The following is a 19,657-nucleotide window of genomic DNA, read 5'->3' as shown; positions in this document are numbered from 1 at the left end:
TGGAAACTGTGTTGATCTGGGCGGGTACTTATACTACACTGTGTAGTATAAGTACCCGCCCCCGTATTTTGTGGGGCGTGCGACATCAGTGCCTACGTAGAGTCAGAGGAGGGAACGGTTCGATGAATAAGCGTTGGCTAAGCGTGATTGTCCCGACCGTTTTGGCGGGGAGCCTGTTGGCTGGCTGTGGCGCTGTGTCCGCCCAAGCGGCCTCGGGTTCGAGCAAACAGGCGATGGGGAACACGACCAATACTTCAATGTCAAACGCCGCTGGCGGTATGAGCAATGCGGCGAACAGCAAAGGTAACTCGTCTGGCATGACGGGCAACGCGGTTGGGTCGATGGGCAGCAGCACAGGATTGATGAAAGGGACAGTCTCCGCTGGGATGCCGCTGCAAATCGGTGACCTGCTCGTCGGCCCTTCAGCCAGTCCGATGATGGGTTCTGGGTCAGGTGGATTTTTCATCGATAACGTCACGAAGGCCATGGTGACGAATGTTCCGTTGTCGACCGGGGCGAACTCCCTGCAGGCGGCCATTTCAGGACACACGGCGTATGTCCCGACACTGCAGGGCGAAACGTTCGTTGTCAACCTCAACACGAGAATGGTCACGGGCCACTTTATGACGCCGCAGAACGCTAGAATTGCGAGCATCGCAGACGGGGGAAAACTTCTCCTCCTCACAGGTGCCAGCTCGGTGACGGCTTATTCCCTGCCGAGCCACACGATGCAGTGGCAGGTGAAACAGGGGGGCAACACACTAGCGGTTGCGGGCGGTGCGGCGTACCTGTCGGGGAACGGGGCGGCTGACACCGCGGTGATCAACCTGAAGACGGGTCAGCAGATGGGGACCATCCCGGTCGGGCAGGTCGAAAACTCTGTCTACGACCCGCAGCGCCACACCTTGTGGCTGGCGAACTGGACGACGGGAGCTATGACAGTTGTGAATACCAAGGACAACAAGGTCGTGGCAACCATTCACGAAACACAAGGTGGTGGATTCAGCCCGAGCAACATGATGGGCTCTACGGGAGGCTTCATGCAGCTCGCAGTCGGTCCACGCGGGAAGACGGTGTATGCCGCGTCGTTTAGCGGCGACATCATGGCGTACAACGCTGTAACGAACATGTTTGAGAAGAACATTCCAGTCGGTTCGGGGTCGAAGCTAAGCGGACTGGCGATTGATTCGTCCGGCCGATACGCCTACGTAACAGTCGAGAACAAAAAGGAGACGGTTGCCGTGTCGCTTGCAACTGGCCAGGTCGTCTCCACGATGCATGGAGTACAGGCAAACCGCTGGGCTGTGGTCGACTAGGACAACTAAATCGGGCGAAATTCGTGGTGTAAGGGCAAAAACTGCTGCGCTTGTCATGGGCGCAGCAGTTTTTGTTGCAGAAATACTTGTTTTGTTACGACTTTTGACAGCTTTTGTCGACGACTCAAAAGTATATTTTGAACCGAAATATTCTATGGTAGTATCAAGCGTGCAAACATGAATTATCTGAAAGAGAGGGTCCCTTTTGTCGGGCGCAGAGAATTACTTTCATACATACAATGGGCAAGCGGTAAGTGAACGTACGCTGGTCGAAATCGCATTCAATTACTCTCCAATTCCAAAGGCGTTAGTGAGTCGAGAAGGAAAATTCCTCGATGTCAATCAAGCATTTTGTAAGTTCATTGGTTACGACAAAGAAGAGTTGTGTGACATGGACTTCACAGCGATTTCCCACCCGGAAGATGTACCTTTATCGATTATGTATCGGGAGCAGCTCCTCAGTGGATCGATCTCTGCTTTGCAAATGGAGCAGCGATACCTGCACAAGGGAGGCGAAACGCTGTGGGGCAGGTTGCATATCGCCTCGGTCGTGGAGGATTCTGAACCCTTGCCGTTTTTAATCGCCCAAATCGTGGATATGACAAATGACAAGGTGGCGGAAGACAACCTGCGCCGACTGAAATCGTTTTATGATAACAGCTCGGAAGGCATCGCAATCTTCGATGTAAATGGCTACGTCACTCAAGTTAACGCCGCCTTTGAACAGATTCTTGGGTACTCGGAGGCGGAACTCATCGGCAAACACTTTCCGTTCAACCCAGCCAACGCTGCGTCCGATGCAGCGCCGATCTGCGCGATAGAGAATGAAGGCAAGTACGTACAGGATGTGCAATTGACCATGCAGCGGCGCGATGGTGAGTTGATTTGGGTGAATATGACAACCTCGCCGATTCGCAACGACGCTGGTGTCAGCGTTGGCATGGCAAGCATTGTGAGAGACATCACGAAGAGCAAACTCGCTGAGCAAAAGCTATCTCAGACCACACAACTCTACAACATGATCCTTGAGAGTTCGACGGACATCATCACCTACGGCTTGGCGGACAGCGGGTACTTATACGTTTCCCCGTCCATTCATTCCACCCTTGGTTACGAACCCGCTGAACTACTGGGTAAATCCGCAAGTCACCTTTGTCACCCAGACGACGTGGAGAGGGTGGTAAGCGAGTATCACAAGGTGATGGCGTCTGGTTCAGAAGAGGGCAGCGTGACGGCGAGAGTTCGGCACAAAAACGGCAACTACCGCTGGTTTGAGACAAAGACGAGAGTGCGCCGAGACGGCTCAAACGCAGTCCACATTATCTCCGTGTCGCGAGATGTGTCGGAGGAGATGCACATGCAAGAGTCACTCGAGCACGCGCTGAGAATCGCCAAGCTCGGGCACTGGGATTGGGATTTGCGATGCGACAGCATTGTCTACTCACAGCAGGCGCGTGACATTTTGGGGATCGAGAAAAACGGGGTCATCAACTACGAGCAGTTTCTCGCAAGGGTTCACCCTGAAGACCGCACGTTGGTCGCGCAAAGTGTGAAAAAGGCAGTTGATATAGGCACTCATTTCGACCGCATCTTTCGCGTGGTCAGAACGAATGACGGCTCGACTCGCTACTTGCACTCGCAAGGTGAAATGATGGTCGACGAAGACGGGGTCCCCGTCCGGATGGTGGGTGCGTTCCAGGACATCACAGAGCAGCGCTTGCTTGAACAGCAGTTGGCGGCGAGCGACGAACGCTATCAACTGCTCGTGGAGAACTCCCTCGACGGCATCGGCGTCATTGAAGACGGCATATGGGCGTATTTGAACAAGGCAGGACTCGCCTTGTTTGGGGCAGCGCAACTGGAAGAACTGGTAGGTCGGCGCGTCCTCGACTTTGTCCATCCTGATTACCACGAGCAGTACGCACAAAACGTCCAAGCTCTTTACAGCGGAGAGACTGTCAGATTCGCCGACCAGCGGTTCTGCAAACTGAGCGGAGAGGTCTTTTACCTCGAAGTTGTGAGTACTCCCATGGGCGGTAAAGCCGTGCAGGTGGTGTTCCGCGACATCACAGAGCGTGAGAAAACAAACGAACGACTGCTGCAATCGGAAAAGCTTTCTGCTGTTGGACAACTCGCGGCCAGCATCGCTCACGAGGTGCGCAACCCGCTGACAGCGCTCAGAGGATTCACGCAGATTTTGCACAAGAAGTCGCGCGAGCCCAACCGCCGCTACTTTACTATCATGCTGGGTGAACTGGACCGAATTGAGATGATCTTAAACGAGATGCTCGTGCTCGCGAAACCGCAGAGTGTAACCTACCAACCGCATGACATTGAGTTGGTGTTACAAGAGGTGATCACGCTCGTTACCCCACAGTCGGTGATGAAAAGTGTATCGCTTGAACTCGACTTTGCGGAAGGTGAACTGCTCGTGTTGTGTGACCCGAGTCAGCTCAAACAGGTGTTTATCAACGTGATTAAAAATGCGATTGAGGCCATGCCTCTTGGTGGTACCGTAAAAATCAAAGGGTCCACGATGGACGGGAAGTTGCAGATTGACTTTGTCGATGAAGGGGAAGGCATCCCGGAAGACAGTTTGCGGAAGCTCGGTGAGCCATTTTTTACGACTAAGGAGCGCGGTACGGGTCTTGGTCTGATGGTGAGCCACCGGATTGTCACGGCACACAATGGCGGGATGGACATCTCGAGCCAACTGGGCGTCGGTACGACTGTGAGGATTGTTCTGCCGCTTCACGGGGAATCAGGCGTTGAGGGGATTCAACTGTAAATAATACGGCGCAGGTCAGGCACTGTCTTCTCTCACGTCTTCTCTCACTGTCTTCCCCGTGGCCAAGACAAGCCTAGTGTGAAATTGACCATCTGAACACGTGCAATGAATCCCGCCAGTTGCAGACTGATGGGGAGTCCTGTCGCCTACTTTGCTATACTGATAAATGGCTTGTGCCTCTCTTGCACAAGGCAGTTTGTACGAATTTGTGATCCTTGAGGAGGTCAACTATGCCTACACACATCGGTGATTGCACCACACTTAACAACGGCGTCCTGATGCCGTGGTTTGGCCTCGGCGTGTACAAGACACCGCCAGGAGAAGTGGTCGAAACCTCTGTTCGCATGGCCATTGAACACGGCTACCGTAGCATCGATACAGCGAAGCTCTACGACAACGAGGAAGGTGTCGGAATAGCTGTCCGCGACTCTGGCGTAAAGCGGGAGGACATCTTTGTAACGACAAAGTTGTGGAACACTGACCAGGGCTACGACCAGACGCTGCAGGAGTTCGACGCCAGTCTGAAGCGACTCGGTATGGATTACGTCGACCTCTACCTCATTCACTGGCCAGGCACCCGCCTGTATAAAGAGACGTGGAAGGCCTTTGAGAAGCTGTACAAGGACGGTCACGTGCGGGCCATTGGTGTCAGCAACTTCAACATTCACCACCTCGAGGACATTCTCTCCGACAGTGAAGTGGTGCCAGCGGTGAACCAGGTGGAACTACACCCACGCCTGAACCAGGCAGAACTGCGCGAGTTCTGCGAGAGCAAAGGGATTCGACTCGAAGCATGGAGCCCGCTGATGCGCGGGCAGATTCTCGACGACCCGACCATCACGCGGATTGCCGAAACACATGGCAAAACTCCGGCTCAGGTTATCCTGCGCTGGGACTTAGATCACGGTGTCATTACGATTCCGAAGTCTGTCCACGAGAACCGCATCAAGGAGAACGCAGACATCTTCGACTTTACGCTCACGGTGGAGGAGATGGCCGCGATTGACTCTCTGAACAACGGCACACGCGTCGGCCCGGACCCGGACGACTTGAAGTTTTAGGCTGCAAGTTGAAATTCGCCTACGCCACTGAATGTTGCGTTGTCGGCAGCGGCGTGCTACGATAAGGGCACTTTCGACGCAGAGGAGTGAGGGCTATGAAACAGCGGAGCATTGTTTTGTGCTGCAATGAGACATGGCCCTCACTTGTCTGGTCCGACGTGGAGTAGGTTCTTCCATATCGTCTGACAGATAAGCCTTGGGTCAACCTGCCCAGGGCGTTTTTATGAGGCCACGGGTAGCTTGTTCGTGGCTTTTTTTGTCGTGGTAAATAGACGATTGGAGGAAAATCGTTTGAATATGAACCTTGTACGCCTTGGATGGACTGAACAGTTGGCAGTAAGTTTTGCGGCGTATGCCGATCAGGGTTTCGTGCCAGCCCGCGTGGCAACTGAGCATCGACAACGATACAGATTGTACACTGGCGACGGTGAGTGTGACGCCGAGATCACAGGGAAAATGCGCCATCTCGCACGGGGCAGGGCCGACTACCCTGCGGTAGGCGACTGGGTCGCCGTGCAAGGACCGCAGGGCGGGACAGCGGTGATTCACGCAGTCTTACCCCGCAAAAGCAAGTTTTCACGCAAGGAAGCAGGGTCTGTCACTGAAGAGCAGATTATCGCCGCAAACGTGGACACTGTGTTCCTCGTGACTGCCCTCAATCACGACTTTAACTTGCGTCGCCTCGAGCGAATGCTGATTCTGGCGTGGGAAAGCGGGGCGAACCCGGTGGTCGTGCTCAGCAAGACGGACCTGTGCGAAGATGTCAGCGCGAAGGTTAGCGAGGTGGAATCCGTAGCGTTCGGTGTTCGCATTCACGCAGTCAGTGCCGAACAAGATGAGGGGTTGGAGGAACTCGCGCCATATCTGGGCATAGGGCAGACCGTAGCCTTGCTCGGGTCGTCCGGCGTTGGCAAGTCTACCCTCATTAACCGCTTAATCGGTGCGGACGTGATGGCTGTCAACACCGTGAGAGAAGGGGACGACCACGGTCGACACACCACCACGCACCGTGAACTGCTAATTGCGCCAGGTGGGGCGCTCATCATGGATACGCCCGGAATGCGGGAGTTTCAACTGCTCGACCACCAAGAGGGTTTCAGCAGCACGTTCGATGACATCGAATCCCTGGCTCATAATTGCCAGTTTGGCGACTGCGAGCATAAGCAGGAACCTGGGTGTGCGGTGCGCGCTGCCATCGCTGCAGGAACACTGCCTGAAGCGCGTCTTCAGAGCTTTCATAAGATGCAAAAGGAGATGCGCTACATCGAGCGCAAGCTGGCCAAGCGCGAACGCGATCGAGACAAGGGTAATAAACAGTCCCGAGAGCGCTATCGCTATATGGAAGTGGAGTAAAGGCGTGTCACTTTACACCCACTCTCCGCTCCGGAACAGTGGCACCGTCTCGCCTGTCGCAGTCTTTGCGTCAATGTCGAGACGGTCCGAACCAATCATAAAGTCGACGTGCACTTGGCTGCGGTTCAATCCCGCGGCCATTTGCTCGTCCGGCGACAGTGACGGGCCATTTTCAACGTTGATTGAATATGCGTTGCCGATGGCGATGTGACAGGCGGCGTTCTCGTCAAAAAGCGTGTTGTAAAAAACCACGCCCTCGTGGGAAATCGGCGAGTTGTGGGGCACCAACGCGATCTCACCAAAGTAGTGCGCCCCTTCGTCCGTCTCGATAATCGACTCAAGCACGTCCTGTCCTCGTTCTGCTCGGTACTCGACGATGCGTCCCTGTTCGAGGCGGAGGCTGAATTCGTCAATCACCTTGTCGGCGAAGACAAGCGGTTTGGTGCTGGACACTACGCCACTAACCCCGCTGCGCAGCGGTGCTGTGAAACATTCTTCGGTTGGAATGTTCGGCACAAAGAAGACACCGTTCTCGCTCGTCGCCCCGCCGCCAACCCAGAGGTGGTTCTTCGGCAACTTGACAGTGAGGTCTGTACCAGGCCCGGTGTAATGCAAGCTCTCGTAGCGCACATGATTGAGCGCTGTCACGCGGTTTTGCAAGTTCTCGACGTGTTCCTTCCAGGCTTGGCGGGGGTGGGACTGAGTCACCCGTGTGACTCGAAAAATCGCGTCCCATAACCGCTCCATACGCTCTTCTTGCGGAGCACTAGCGAACACCACGTCGGCCCACTCTGCTGTAGGCACAGCAATGGCCGACCACGCCACGCGGTCCGACCGCGTATATTCTGCATACTCGCGCAGTGCCTTTTGGCTGGCTCGGGTACGTGCAGTCATTCGATCAGTCGGCACATCTTGCAAAAAACTGGGGCGCGGAGCTTGAATGACCAAAAAGGCGAAGTCCTCTTTCGCCATCGAGACTCTGCCATCCGCGATGCACTGTGGAAATTCTGACAGGGCATCGAGCGGCGAGCGCAATAAGGTTGTTCTGTCGAGATACTGGTCATTCCACTCGACGTAGACAGTCTTCGCCCCTGCGTCGTAGGCCTTTTCTGCAACCAGGCGGACAAACTCTTTATCATCGGTCGACGCTCGCACGTGGAGGCCTTGTCCCGTCTGCAAATTCACACCGACTCGGACGGCAAGTTCGGCGTAAGCCTCAAGTCGTTCGTGATGTGTCGTCAAGACACTCACCTCCGTAGTTTGTTCACTATCATGCACAGCGAGTAGGGGTACGTGAGCACAACATGAGGGACACGTCGCGGTAAGACCTGCCCTTTCGTGCTGGCAGAATTGCATGTGGGCGATGGGCGACCTTTAAGCGGTTGCGAACGGCTTAAAGGGCCGCTCGCCCCTATTTTGCTGAGATTAAGCGTCCGGGGGCTGCTTGTGCCCCCGAAATACTGGCCGATCGGTCCTACATTTGGACGTTAAGCTGCTGCCAGTGGCCTATTGGGCCGGCCCAAAGCCAGTTTTTGACGAATAGGCTGTCGTATCGGCTTAAGTCTCAAGGTTATGGCAATGCGCACGCCAGGCTCAGGCAAAGGCGGCTCACACTCGAGCCGCCTTCTTACGATTCAGTATGCTGTTCCCGGTGGAACGAAGTCAATCCCGTCAAGCCGGATTGGTCCACAACACGCTATAGCGAAATGCGAGCTGCGGTTTACAGAGTCTTTACACCTCACTTACCCACAATTCACACACATTCAACTAATTCCACACAACCACATGATAGATTGTATTCGAAATCAACATAATTCCACATCCGCAGTAGGCCAGTGACAATCACGCACTCTGGGGAGGAGAACAGCAATCGCAGGACTAGACAAGCTTGTCGTCGTGATTGTGGATGGTCTGAACAATGCGACCGCAGAAGAGGAACTCGGCTTTCTGGAAGGTTGGATTGAAGCAGGACGTGGCCTGCGCACCACCGCGCAGAGCATCCTGCCGAGTCTGTCCCGGCCGTGCTACGCAAGTATTTTTACAGGGGTCGAGCCGTTTGGCACCGGCATCCTGTCGAATCGGACCGCGCACAGGCTTTCCGTACCAAGCGTGTTTGACGCAGTTCGCGCCGCCGGTGGGTCATCTGCTATCAGCGGTTACCACTGGATGAGTGAGTTGTACCATGAGGCGCCGTTCGACCCTGTCCTGCACCGCAATCAGGAGCACAACACAAGCAGTTACACGCACGGCAGGTTTTACTTCGAAGATACGTATCCGGACTCACACGTTTACGCCGATGCGGAATCCCTGCGCCTCCGCCACTCGCCAGAACTGGTCGTCATTCACCCGATGGGGGTGGACGACATCGGGCACAAATTCGGCGGAACATCCAAGGAGTACCGCGCGCAAGCCGCGATGGCGGACGCCCTGCTAGCTGTGTTTGCCCCAGGTTGGTTGCGAGATGGGTACCAAGTGCTGGTCACTGCCGATCACGGAATGAACCCGAACGGATCGCACGGCGGGACTACAGAGTTGGAACGGGTCGTTCCCCTCTACCTGTTCTCTCCAAAGTTGAAGCAAGTCGGTGTGACAGAGTCGCTCGTCCCGCAACTGCATCTGGCACATCTCTTCTGCCACCTGCTCGGTGTCGAGAAAGCTGCGACCATGGCAAGCGCGCAAGCAGAAATTCAAAGCTGGTTCGAAGAAGGGAGCACAACTAATCATGAATAAGCATGTGCTGTCGTCGCTGTTACTTGGTTCTGCGCTCGTTGTTGCGGTTGCTGGTTGCGGCACTACCTCTCAGACAAGCGGGGGGACCGGGTCATCTGGTAATTCGGCTGGAAAGGGGACGTCCTCGAGCAGTGCATCGGGCGCCTTGCCGGTGCAAATTCCGATGAGCACGCTCGTCGCGAACGCGAAGAAGGAAGGCGTCGTTCACGGGTTCGGCATGCCTGCGAACTGGGCGAACCTCGGCGGCATGTGGAGCTCGTTCTCGAAAAAGTACGGCATTCAGACCGTCTACCAGGCCGAAGGCAACATGACCTCAGCCGAAGAGTTGCAAGCCTTCCAGAAGGAAAAGAACCACTCCATCGGCGATGTGGGTGACATCGGCATCCAATTTGGACCTACAGCACAACAGATGGGTGTCGTTGCGCCGTTTAAGAACCAGTACTGGAACCAAATCCCGAGCCAGTTAAAAGACCCGAACGGCACGTGGGCTGCTGCGTACTACGGTGTTATGTCGTTTGAAGTGAACACGAACAAAGTGAAAAATGTGCCAAAGACCTGGAGCGACCTACTGAAGCCGGAGTACAAAGGCATGATTGGCTTTGGCGACCCGCGTCAGGCCGCTGAGAACTTCGACGCTGTCATCGCAGCAGCCTACGCCTTCGGCGGTAGCTCCCAAAACATCCAGCCTGGCATCCAGTTCTTCCAGAAGTTGCGGAAGTCAGGAAACTGGACGGGGACGCCGGACGGTACGTCGGTGCTGCAGACCGGTCAAGCTGCTATCGAGATCCGCTGGAACTACCTCGCTGAAGCTGACCAACAGGCGTTCAAGGGTCACCCGAACATCCAGATTGTCGTTCCGTCAGACAGTACAGTGGCCGGACCGTATGTCGAAGTGGTCAACAAGTACGCTCCGCACCCGTACGCTGCTCGCCTCTTGAACGATTACCTATTCTCGGATGCTGGTCAGATTTCGTACGCAGAAGGCGGCGCTTACCCGGTTCGCCTGAAGTACCTGAAACTCCCGTCCAGTGTTCACCTGCCGCCACTCAACATGAACAGCGTGCACTTCCTGGTCGGAAACTTCACGAACGCTGTGAACCAGATGAACTCGCTGTGGGGCAAGGACGTACTCGGTCAGTAATCGCAACTCGTGGGTTAGCGGGGTGCTCACTGTGAGTGTGTCGGCAGTGGGTGCCCTGATTGCGAAAGGGGTGCCGTGATGCGGTTTGGCTGGTTGCTGTTTGCGCCGTTGCTGTTATTTGTGATGGTTTTCGCCGTTGTCCCCGCTGTCGGCATGCTCATCGGCAGCGTCGTGACGAGTCAGGGCGTCACGTTGCACTTCTACCAAGCGACAAGCACTGGAGAGTACCTGAACTCGTTTCGAACGACCGCTGCCCTGTCACTCTACAGCGCTCTGGTCAGTGTCGTCTGGGGCATCGTCGTTACTTGGAGTCTCGTTCGGACGCGAATCGGCTGGATCCAAAACACACTGACTGCGCTGTCGAGCACGATGGCAAACTTCGCAGGACTGCCACTCGCTGTGGCGTTCATGACGACCCTTGGCGCGTCCGGTTTGCTCACTAATTTGCTACAACACGCTCTCCACCTGAATCTCACGCAACTCGGCTGGAATTTGGCTTCGTTTGGCGGTTTGCTGGTCGTCTACACCTCGTTTTTGGTCCCACTTGCCATTGTGCTACTGCTGCCAAGCATTGGCTCCATGAAAGCAGATTGGGAGGAAGCCTCAGCAACTCTGGGAGCGCCTACGTGGTTTTACTTTTGGCGCGTCGTCCGACCGATGCTTCTGCCAAGCTTCCTCGGCACATTTGCACTCCTGTTCGCCAACGCCTTTTCCACGTACGTCACCGCATTTGAGCTGGCCGGCGGCAGTGTGAACCTGATTCCTCTGCAGATTGGTTACATGATGAACGGAAACGTCAGTATGAACGTGGCGCTTGGCGACGCTCTGGCGATGGAAGAAATGGTGGTGCTCGGGTTGGCCGTGGCTTTATACCTAGTCATGCAGCGGACGCGCGCGGCGCGAGCGATGTCTGGAACCGAGCGGAGGAGCGTCTCCAATGCAGCGTAGAGGATGGACGACGGTTGTGTTGGCGCTGTTTGTGCTCGAGATGGTGATCCCGCTCGTAGGCTTGTTGGTATTCAGCTTGCAAACGCCGTCCGGTGTCTCTCTTTCTGGTTACCTTTCCATGGTTGAAGACCCGACGTTTCGGCAGTCGCTCGTTCACTCCCTTGTCATCTCGCTGGTCAGTATCGCGCTCTCCGTAGTCCTGTTCACACCGCCGCTTTGGTACGCCTACATGTACCGACCGAAAATCGTGAAGTGGATTGAAGGCGCAAGCTTTCTGCCGTTTGTTTTGCCTGGTGTTGTGCTCGGGCTCGGGTATGTGCAGTTTTTCAGCAACCCGCCGCTGGCTTGGGCAGGTACGCCTTACTTGTTGCCGTTTGCCTTCGCGCTCCTTGGCATGCCGTACTACCTGCAAGCTGTGCTCAACCGACTGCGTCTGGTGGATGCGAAAACCTATCACGATGCTTCTAGCAGTCTCGGCGCCTCCGGATTCCGGTCGTGGTGGAGTATCCAATTGCCACTGTTGCGCCCCGGTGTTGTAAATGGCGCGATCCTCATTTTCAGCATCAGTATGGGTGAGTTCGCCATCACGCAGCTGACAACTGGGGGATCGTACATGACCTTGCCGATTTACCTGCAGGTGACTTTCCAGGACAACCCGATTCAGGGTGCCGCAATGGCGGTTCTGGCGCTCGTGATTGCGATTCTTGCCGTGTTTCTGAGCCTGATGACCGTCTCTGGACGGAAGAGGGGGGCGTAAAACTGTGCTACAAGTTGTCAACCTTGCAAAACACTACGGGTCGTTTCACGCGGCTTCGGATGTTTCTTTTGAGGTGGGAAAGGGCGAGTTCGTCACGATTCTCGGACCCAGCGGGTCGGGCAAGTCGACGATTCTGCGCATGGTAGCTGGCCTGACCGAGCCCACGTCGGGGCGCATTCTGATTGACGGGAAAGACGTCACTTCCCTGTCGCCACAGAAGCGCGACATCGGGCTCGTCTTTCAGTCGTATGCATTGTTCCCGAACATGACGGTCGCACAGAACGTGGCGTATCCGCTGCGCGTGCGCAAGTGGAACCGCGAGGACATCCGGGTGCGCGTGGCCGAGTTGCTTGAACTGGTAGGGTTGGCGCATCGTGCGAGCTACTACCCGGAACAACTGAGCGGTGGCGAACGCCAACGCGTCGCGCTCGTGCGAGCTTTGGCTTTTCGGCCACCGCTGCTGCTGCTTGACGAACCCCTATCAGCGCTCGACGCAAAGGTTCGCGAACGGTTGCGCGCTTCGCTTAAGGAAATTCAGTCCGCCTTGCAGGTGACGACCGTCATGGTCACTCACGACCAGGAAGAGGCACTTGAACTCAGCGACCAAGTGGTCGTCATGAACCAGGGACGGGTTGAACAGGTAGGCACACCGGCCATGGTTTACTACTCCCCGCGCACGGAGTTTGCCGCATCTTTCGTCGGCCAAAGCAACGCGATTGCGGCTGTCGTCAAACGTACGGAGCCGTGGGCGAACGGCATGCGCAAGGTGTCGCTGTACTATCACGGGGCTACTTTCACCTGGTTAGTCGACGAGGCGGATGCGACCGTGGGAAACATGGTCACATTGTTCGTGCGGCCCGAGTCAGTTCGACTGACACGCGGTGCAGAGTCTGAACTTAACGGCATCGTTCGCACGGCTCAGTTCATGGGGCCAACGACTCGGTACAAGGTTGAGGTCGCCGGACAACTGTTGACGGTAGACGCCATGTCCTCACTGTCACAGGAAGTCCAGGTTGGAGACGTTGTAGGACTTGTGCTGTGTTATCCGGGTTTGGCGGAGGGCACTAAGGACAGTGCGCCGGCGGCGTTTGAAACAGAGCACTAAGGCAAGCGACAACCTAATTGAGGCGGTGGCAAAGATTCCACTCAAGCGCGACGACCAAGCGACTGAGACCCAGTGTGATGTCCTGAAATGGGACGGACACACGCACACTTCCTTCTGCCGTCACGGGGACAGCGCTGGTCTGGAGAAATATGTAGAACAAGCCATTTTCCACGGCTTCGAGCAGTACTCCGTGACGGAACACCCGCCATTGCCCAAGGGTTGGCTGAACCAGGACGAGCAGATGCAGGCCCTTGCGATGCGGGACGGAGACCTTGACGACTACCTGGACACCGTGGCCCGTCTGCGACAGTCATACAGCGGCAGACTCACCATCATCCCTGGACTTGAACTCGACTATTTGCCGGGTTCGGAGGGCTTCACTGGGAAGTTGGTCGAGCATTGCCGGTTCGCGATTCAAGAGGCTGTTGTCTCTGTGCACTTCTTGCCCGGTGTCGGCGGTATGCGGTGCATTGACTGGTCGCCGAAAGACTTCCAGGAAGGTCTGATCGCGCATTACGGCACTATGGATGGTGTCGTTGACGCATACTTCGACGAGGTGGAGACAGCCATTCAGTACGCAGCGTCTTTACCGCTGCGTACTCGAATTGGTCACCTCAACTTAATCTACAAGTTTCGTCGCGCGCTTCCAGAAGTCAGCGAGTCCCACATGGATGAGCGACTTCAGGCGCTGTTGCCGCTGCTCAAACAAAGTGGTGTTGGGGTTGACGCCAACACCGCAGGACTGCGAGTGTCGACATGTGGTGTTCCCTACGTGCCAAGTTGGTTCATACGTACAGCCGCAAGGGATGGTATACCTGTTGTCTTTGGTTCTGACGCACATCAGCCCAGTCATGTGGGTGCCAGCTGGGACTGGTTTTTAAGCGTTGTGGAGTCGCGGTGATTGTGTGAAACTTGCGTTACGGATGTCAGTTACGGAGGCCGGTGCCTTGGGGGTGTCTTCGCCGTTGTTGCAGATGGAACGCGCACGACTGATCGCTGAAGAGGTTCTTGTGCACTCGTCGGTTCGCGTGGTCGACCTTGTAGAGCGCTTTGGCGTATCGGGAGAAACCATTCGCCGCGACCTTGAACTGTTAGAACAACAAGGGGTGGTCCGACGCGTCTACGGTGGTGCCGTGGATGCAAGGCAAAGCCCAGTCCAACTGTATCACAGCCGGAAACGTCATCGCGTCGCAGCGAAGCGCGCAATTGGGGCGCTTGCCGCATCTCTGGTGGAAGACGGCGAGACAATTATCATCGACGTCGGCACGACGGCACTCTCTTTTGCTATGCAACTTTTCGAGAAGAAGCGATTGACGGTGATTACACCGTCGCTCCAAGTGGCGCTCTTGATGAAGCGCAACTCGGATGCTCGCGTGATTGTCACAGGGGGAGAGCTCGAGGACGACGAGCCCTACCTAACTGGACCAATCGCGGAGGGTGTGTTCGAGCGTTTCCACGCGAACCGGGCGTTCATCGCTGCGGGCGGTCTCTCGTTGGATCGCGGTTTGACGGATTACAACGACGCCGAAGTCCAGGTTCGCAAAGTGATGCTGAAGAGCGCCAGCCAAATCATCGGACTGATTGACTCGAGCAAAATGGGAGTGCGGGCCACTTCCGTGATTGGAGATATCACGGCGCTCGACATGATGGTGACTGACTCTGGAATTGCTGGTGAGTTAACGCGTGGGATCCAAGAAAGCGGCGTTGAAGTGCTAGTGGCCGAGGTGACGGAAGAGGAGTAGCTCGACTTCAGCGGTGCCGAGCGCACCAGTCATTGGTCGACGCTGGCGTCGCTAACCTTTGGTTTTTGGCCACGCAGGCAACGCAGGCAACGTGGGCAACGTGGGCCACGCAGGCCACGCAGGCCACGCAGGCCACGTCCGGACAAGTGCAAAAATGTCGCTATTGATCACATAGCCGAGCCGTCCCGCCAGCTATATGTCGATTTCGATCACATAGCCGAGCCGTAGCACCCGCTATGTGTCGATTTCGATCACATAGCCGAGCCGTAGCACCCGCTATGTGTCGATTTCGATCACATAGCCGAGTCGTGCCGCCAGCCATATGTCGGTTTCGATCACATAGCCGAGCCGAAGCGCCTGCTATGTGTCGATTTCGATCACATAGCCGAGCCGTAGCACCACCCATATGTCAGTTTCGCACCCGTTAGCGACATTTTCGACACTCAGAGGTGCCGGATTCACCAGTCATTGGTCGATTAGCGACGCTGGCGTCGCTAACCTTTAATCTTTGGCCCCGCGGCCCTGCGGCGTCGATGACCTCAATCCCCACATCTGCCTTGACCTCGAACCCCCTCACTTTTTAGCGTGGTATCATGAACGGCGAGGAGGGGTTGCCCGTGTACGAATCACCTATGTACGAATTACTCACTGAACTCACATCCCTCTGCGGCCCGTGTGGCTACGAGCATGATGTTGCAGGGTATATCGCAAAGCGTGTGGCGCCGATCGTGGACGAAGTCACAGTGGATGGGGTTGGCAACGTGGTTGCTACCAAGCGCGGCGCATATCCGGGGCCGCACGTCGTTGTGTCGACGCACATGGATGAGGTCGGGTTCGTGATCAAAAAGATTGAAGCGGACGGTCTGCTGCGGTTCGAGAAACTGGGCGGGCACGACGACCGTAATCTACTGGCGCAACGGGTGAAGGTTCTGACGCGCCAAGCAATAGTCGAGGGAGTCATCGGGACAATCTCGATTCACATGGTGAAGTTCGAGGACGCGTCGAAGGTGCGCGGCCACCGCGAGCTGTACATCGACGTCGGCGCGGCGAGCAGGGCAGAGGTACTGGAGATGGGCATCGCGGTGGGAGACGCCGTGACATGGGCGAATCCGCTGCAGCGACTCGGCAAGCAGCGGGTGTCTGGCAAGTCGATGGACGATCGCGCTGGTTGTGCGGTGGTGATTCGTGCGCTCGAAGAGCTGTCTGCCGACGAGTTGCACGGTACGCTGACGGCGGTGTTTTCGGTGCAGGAAGAGGTCGGACTGCGCGGTGCACGCGTCGCGGCTCACAGCGTACAGGCGGACGTAGCCGTCGCGATTGACACGACAGCTGTCAGCGACACGCCGGAAGCGCCGATGGACGACACGCTGTCGCTCGGCGCTGGCCCGTGTGTGAAGGTGATGGACTTCAGCCTCATCACGAGCCGAGCCGTGCGCGAGCGGCTCATCGACGTGGCAAAGGCGAACGCCATCCCGGTACAACTCGAGGTGTTCCCAGGCATCGGCACGGACGGCGGCGAACTCGCGATGGCGAACCAGGGCGTGCCGACCGGCGTGATCTCCATCCCGTCGCGCTACACGCACTCGCCAATCGAAGTCATTGACCTGGTCGACCTCGAACAGACGAAGGACCTGTTCAAGGCGTTTGTCACTTCGCTACGCACCGAGGACGAGTTCCGGTTCGTGTGAGGATGTCGCGGCGCAGGCATGGCGCAATCATGGCTGCACAGGATTTGAACAGGAGAGACGATAGCCTTGTTGATTGCGCTCATTAACGGGTTGGTGTTAGCAATCGGATTGATTCTACCCCTCGGCATGCAGAATGGCTTTGTGTTGACGCAAGGCGCATTTCACAAGCGTTGGGTAAGTACGCTGCCAACCGTCATCACGGCCGGCTTGTGCGACACGTTCCTAATCGGGTTGGCCGTGCTCGGCGTCTCGGCAACTGCGCTTCGCGTTCCCGCAATCCGGTACTCCCTGGGACTCGTGGGTATCATCTTTCTCGTCTATCTAGGCATCGCCACATGGCGCAAGCAGCCACAGGACCCATCGACAGCCTCGAGCACGGCTTGGACGGCGAAGAAGCAGATTGGCTTCACGTTGTCCGTGTCCCTGCTCAACCCCCACGCACTCATCGACACGCTGGCCGTGATTGGAGGCAGTGCAGTGGCCTACACGCATCCGGCGGACCGCCTGATGTTCGGCTTGGCTTGTGTGTCCGTGTCGTGGTTCTGGTTCTTCACGCTGGCTACTGTCGGGCATTTTTTTGCTCAGGTGGCGGTGAAAAACACGTCCTACCGCATCCTTGACCGGGTATCGGCCGTGATGATGTGGGCGTCCGCAATTTACCTCGGAATCGTCATCTACCGCTTTCATGGGTGAGCGAGAGGGCGCCTCGTCGGTAACCGCGTACCTCATAGAGGCAGGCATTCACATTGACGGCGGAGAAACTGGCATAAGGCAACAAGGAAAGGAGTACTTCTTGATGAGCCAGGAGAACGACCAGGAGAACGACATTGAGGTGGATGATCCGGCACCTTCGTTTAAAAATGGCGTTGTGGCCATCACTGGAGGGACATCGGGCATTGGATACGCCATTGCCGAGCGCTTCTTGCGCGCGCAGGCATCAGTCGTGATTGTGGGGTCCGACGCGGCACGAGGGCACGCAGCCGAGGAACGTCTTCGCCGCACCGCTTCATCCCTCGAGTTGCCCAACGAAGCGTGGTTTGTTCAGGCCGATGTAGCTAATCCCGCTGCTGTCGACCAGGCTGTATCCAGCATCGCTCAACGTTACGGACACTTGGAGTCCTTGGTCTGTTCGGCGGGGGTCGGCCGAAAGGCGCGTTTACTTGAAACCGCTGCCAGCGATTTCGCGCGACTGTTTCAGGTGAACGTTCAGGGTGCTGTCACCGCTGTTCAAGCGGCAGCGCCACTACTCACAGTCAGCCGAGGCAGCGTGGTTCTCGTCTCATCTGATGCCGGGATTGTCGGTGAGCCCGACATCGGCGCGTACTCCGTGACCAAAGCTGCGCTCAACATGGCGGGCAAAATGCTCGCGCTCGATCTGGCAGCGTCCGGCGTTCGTGTCAACGTGATCGCTCCGGGCGATGTTGTGCCGGGAATGCGGACCATGCTGCGTCCAGGCGAAGAAGTGAGGTCAGCGGACGATTTTATGAAGTGGAAGTTTCCGCCTCTCGGCCGCTATGGTCAAGCGAGCGAAATTGCAGACGTCGCCCTCTTCTTGAGTTCTAAGTCTGCTTCATTCATGACTGGAGCCGTCATCCCTGTAGACGGAGGCATGCGCGCTGGGCTAGATTGGGCTTAGAAGATTCAATCACTCGCTTCGCACGTACATTTTCCGCGAGTAAAAGTAGAACGGGTAGACCAACTAGAATTGGAGGGCTTGGGAATGGGAGAAGTGTTTGCGTGTCGCGACCAGTTTCCTTCCTTACGGCGTGAAGTAGCGGGGCAGCCAGTCGCCTACCTAGATGGACCCGGTGGCACACAGGTGCCGCAGTCCGTGATTGACGCCATCAGCGACTACTACAAGACCTCGAACGCCAACACGCACGGACTGTTCGCTGCCAGTCGGGAGACGGACGGCGTCATTTACGGGGCAAGGCAGGCGCTCGCTGATTTGCTTGGCGCCACCGATGCAATGCAGATCTCGCTTGGACAGAACATGACGACGATGAATTTCGCTCTGGCACGGGCATTCAGCCGCAAACTGCAGCCGGGCGACGAAGTGATTGTCACGAAGCTTGATCACGATTCCAACGTCGCGCCTTGGCTCACGTTGGAGCGGTTTGGCGTGGTTGTCAAACAGGTTCCGGTGCTGGAGAGCGCATCGCTTGACATGGATGCGTTCAAACGGTTGATGACGCCGCAGACTAAACTCGTTGCCGTCGGGTACGCGTCGAATGCGGTCGGCACGGTCAACGACATCCCGCTCATCCGGCAGTGGACCCGCGAGGTGGGTGCGCAGCTTGTCGTTGATGCCGTTCACTTTGCGCCGCACGGCGTCATCGATGTGGTGACGCTTGACGTCGACTTCCTGCTCTGCTCCGTGTACAAGTTCTTTGGCCCGCACATCGGTGTGCTCTACTCGAAACCTGGCGCGCTTGATGAGTTGGTGACGGATAAGGTTCGCCCACAATTGGAATCAGCGCCGGAGAAGATTGAAACAGGGACGCTGAATCACGCGGCACTGGCTGGAGCGACCGCGGCTGTGAATTTCCTCGCCAGCTTTGGCGATGTCAGTGCGCTGACGCGCAGGGAGAAAATCATCTCCGGTATGCGCCGAATCTACGAATACGAGCACGAATTGGCTCGCCGTCTCTATCAGGGATTGCAAGACATCCCCGGCGTCACAGTGTACGGCCCACCTGTCGGCGATGTCCTGCGGGCGCCGACCGTCTCCTTCACGCTTGCAGGTGTCACGTCGGATAAAGTGGCGGAAGCGCTGGGCGACCAGGGGATTTACGTCTGGAACGGCGACTTCTACGCAATGACCTTGGTCAAGGAACTTGGGATTGAGTCGATTGGCGGGCTGGTGCGCGTCGGCATGGCTCCGTACAACACGGTGGAAGAGCTCGAGCGAGTGCTGGCTACGGTGGGCAGTTTGGCCTCGCAGGCTGTGCAGAACTGAGCAACGAGCGATTTCACATATGGCTTCGCAATTGTTTGGAAACCCACAATCGCAAAGAAGCGGCGTGCC

General features: G+C 56.6%; 16 protein-coding genes. 15 read left to right on the top strand and 1 reads right to left on the bottom strand.

The features are described 5' to 3' along the window. Nucleotides 1-122 precede the first annotated feature (122 nt). The 4 genes from JC200_RS10905 (at nucleotide 123) to rsgA (ending at nucleotide 6,518) form a co-directional block, all read left to right on the top strand. Nucleotides 123-1,316, top strand: coding sequence for a YncE family protein (locus JC200_RS10905; protein ID WP_274436279.1), 1,194 nt, complete (start codon nucleotides 123-125; stop codon nucleotides 1,314-1,316). Between the two features lie 205 nt (nucleotides 1,317-1,521). Beyond that, a complete protein-coding gene (locus tag JC200_RS10900) occupies nucleotides 1,522-4,104 on the top strand; it encodes a PAS domain-containing protein (protein ID WP_274436278.1) in 2,583 nt (860 codons plus the stop codon). A 230-nt stretch (nucleotides 4,105-4,334) separates the two neighbouring features. Beyond that, the gene (locus tag JC200_RS10895; RefSeq protein ID WP_274436277.1) at nucleotides 4,335-5,165 is read left to right on the top strand and encodes an aldo/keto reductase; all 831 of its coding nucleotides are present in this window, start codon (nucleotides 4,335-4,337) and stop codon (nucleotides 5,163-5,165) included. 297 nt (nucleotides 5,166-5,462) lie between these two features. Beyond that, nucleotides 5,463-6,518, top strand: a complete 1,056-nt coding sequence (gene rsgA, locus JC200_RS10890) for a ribosome small subunit-dependent GTPase A (protein ID WP_274436523.1) — start codon at nucleotides 5,463-5,465, stop codon at nucleotides 6,516-6,518. A gap of 12 nt (nucleotides 6,519-6,530) precedes the next feature. Here rsgA and JC200_RS10885 read toward each other — a convergent pair whose 3' ends face one another. Then, nucleotides 6,531-7,760 (bottom strand): aminopeptidase, encoded by a 1,230-nt coding sequence (locus tag JC200_RS10885; protein ID WP_274436276.1) that lies wholly within the window; start codon nucleotides 7,758-7,760, stop codon nucleotides 6,531-6,533. Nucleotides 7,761-8,414: 654 nt separating this feature from the next. On the opposite strand from JC200_RS10885, the gene JC200_RS10880 reads away from it, so the two are divergent. From JC200_RS10880 to JC200_RS10830, 11 genes are all read left to right on the top strand, one after another. Further along, on the top strand, nucleotides 8,415-9,248 hold the full coding sequence (locus JC200_RS10880) for an alkaline phosphatase family protein (protein WP_274436275.1): 834 nt from the start codon (nucleotides 8,415-8,417) through the stop codon (nucleotides 9,246-9,248). Further along, entirely contained in the window at nucleotides 9,241-10,389 is a 1,149-nt protein-coding gene (locus tag JC200_RS10875; protein WP_274436274.1) for an ABC transporter substrate-binding protein, read from the top strand. Before JC200_RS10880 ends, JC200_RS10875 begins: the two co-directional genes overlap by 8 nt. 78 nt (nucleotides 10,390-10,467) lie before the next feature. Next, a complete protein-coding gene (locus JC200_RS10870) occupies nucleotides 10,468-11,337 on the top strand; it encodes an ABC transporter permease (protein WP_274436273.1) in 870 nt (289 codons plus the stop codon). Continuing rightward, nucleotides 11,327-12,094 carry an ABC transporter permease gene (locus JC200_RS10865; protein ID WP_274436272.1) on the top strand — a complete coding sequence of 256 codons (768 nt, stop codon included), beginning with the start codon at nucleotides 11,327-11,329 and terminating at the stop codon, nucleotides 12,092-12,094. Before JC200_RS10870 ends, JC200_RS10865 begins: the two co-directional genes overlap by 11 nt. A gap of 4 nt (nucleotides 12,095-12,098) precedes the next feature. Further along, entirely contained in the window at nucleotides 12,099-13,199 is a 1,101-nt protein-coding gene (locus JC200_RS10860; protein WP_274436271.1) for an ABC transporter ATP-binding protein, read from the top strand. After that, the gene (gene hisJ, locus JC200_RS10855; protein ID WP_274436270.1) at nucleotides 13,168-14,100 is read left to right on the top strand and encodes a histidinol-phosphatase HisJ; all 933 of its coding nucleotides are present in this window, start codon (nucleotides 13,168-13,170) and stop codon (nucleotides 14,098-14,100) included. The genes JC200_RS10860 and hisJ overlap by 32 nt, the downstream gene beginning before the upstream one ends. A 52-nt stretch (nucleotides 14,101-14,152) precedes the next feature. After that, nucleotides 14,153-14,941 (top strand): DeoR/GlpR family DNA-binding transcription regulator, encoded by a 789-nt coding sequence (locus tag JC200_RS10850; protein WP_274436522.1) that lies wholly within the window; start codon nucleotides 14,153-14,155, stop codon nucleotides 14,939-14,941. A gap of 617 nt (nucleotides 14,942-15,558) precedes the next feature. After that, complete coding sequence (locus JC200_RS10845; protein WP_274436269.1) at nucleotides 15,559-16,629, top strand: M42 family metallopeptidase; 1,071 nt, start codon at nucleotides 15,559-15,561, stop codon at nucleotides 16,627-16,629. A 66-nt stretch (nucleotides 16,630-16,695) separates the two neighbouring features. Then, entirely contained in the window at nucleotides 16,696-17,322 is a 627-nt protein-coding gene (locus tag JC200_RS10840; protein WP_274436268.1) for a LysE/ArgO family amino acid transporter, read from the top strand. Between the two features lie 103 nt (nucleotides 17,323-17,425). After that, nucleotides 17,426-18,265 (top strand): SDR family NAD(P)-dependent oxidoreductase, encoded by an 840-nt coding sequence (locus tag JC200_RS10835; RefSeq protein WP_274436267.1) that lies wholly within the window; start codon nucleotides 17,426-17,428, stop codon nucleotides 18,263-18,265. An 84-nt stretch (nucleotides 18,266-18,349) separates the two neighbouring features. Then, on the top strand, nucleotides 18,350-19,588 hold the full coding sequence (locus tag JC200_RS10830) for a cysteine desulfurase-like protein (protein WP_274436266.1): 1,239 nt from the start codon (nucleotides 18,350-18,352) through the stop codon (nucleotides 19,586-19,588). Nucleotides 19,589-19,657: the final 69 nt, after the last annotated feature.

Source organism: Alicyclobacillus sp. ALC3 (assembly GCF_028751195.1).
GTDB lineage: Bacteria > Bacillota > Bacilli > Alicyclobacillales > Alicyclobacillaceae > Alicyclobacillus_L.
Note: the sequence above shows the minus strand (reverse complement) of the source record. Positions and strands in the feature narration are given on the sequence as shown.

Coding starts and splice junctions, on each gene's coding strand:
- JC200_RS10875 (WP_274436274.1), top strand. CDS start 9,241: ATGAATAAGCATGTGCTGTCGTCGCTGTTACTTGGTTCTGCGCTCGTT.
- rsgA (WP_274436523.1), top strand. CDS start 5,463: ATGAACCTTGTACGCCTTGGATGGACTGAACAGTTGGCAGTAAGTTTT.
- JC200_RS10865 (WP_274436272.1), top strand. CDS start 11,327: ATGCAGCGTAGAGGATGGACGACGGTTGTGTTGGCGCTGTTTGTGCTC.
- JC200_RS10830 (WP_274436266.1), top strand. CDS start 18,350: ATGGGAGAAGTGTTTGCGTGTCGCGACCAGTTTCCTTCCTTACGGCGT.
- JC200_RS10870 (WP_274436273.1), top strand. CDS start 10,468: ATGCGGTTTGGCTGGTTGCTGTTTGCGCCGTTGCTGTTATTTGTGATG.
- JC200_RS10895 (WP_274436277.1), top strand. CDS start 4,335: ATGCCTACACACATCGGTGATTGCACCACACTTAACAACGGCGTCCTG.
- JC200_RS10905 (WP_274436279.1), top strand. CDS start 123: ATGAATAAGCGTTGGCTAAGCGTGATTGTCCCGACCGTTTTGGCGGGG.
- JC200_RS10835 (WP_274436267.1), top strand. CDS start 17,426: ATGAGCCAGGAGAACGACCAGGAGAACGACATTGAGGTGGATGATCCG.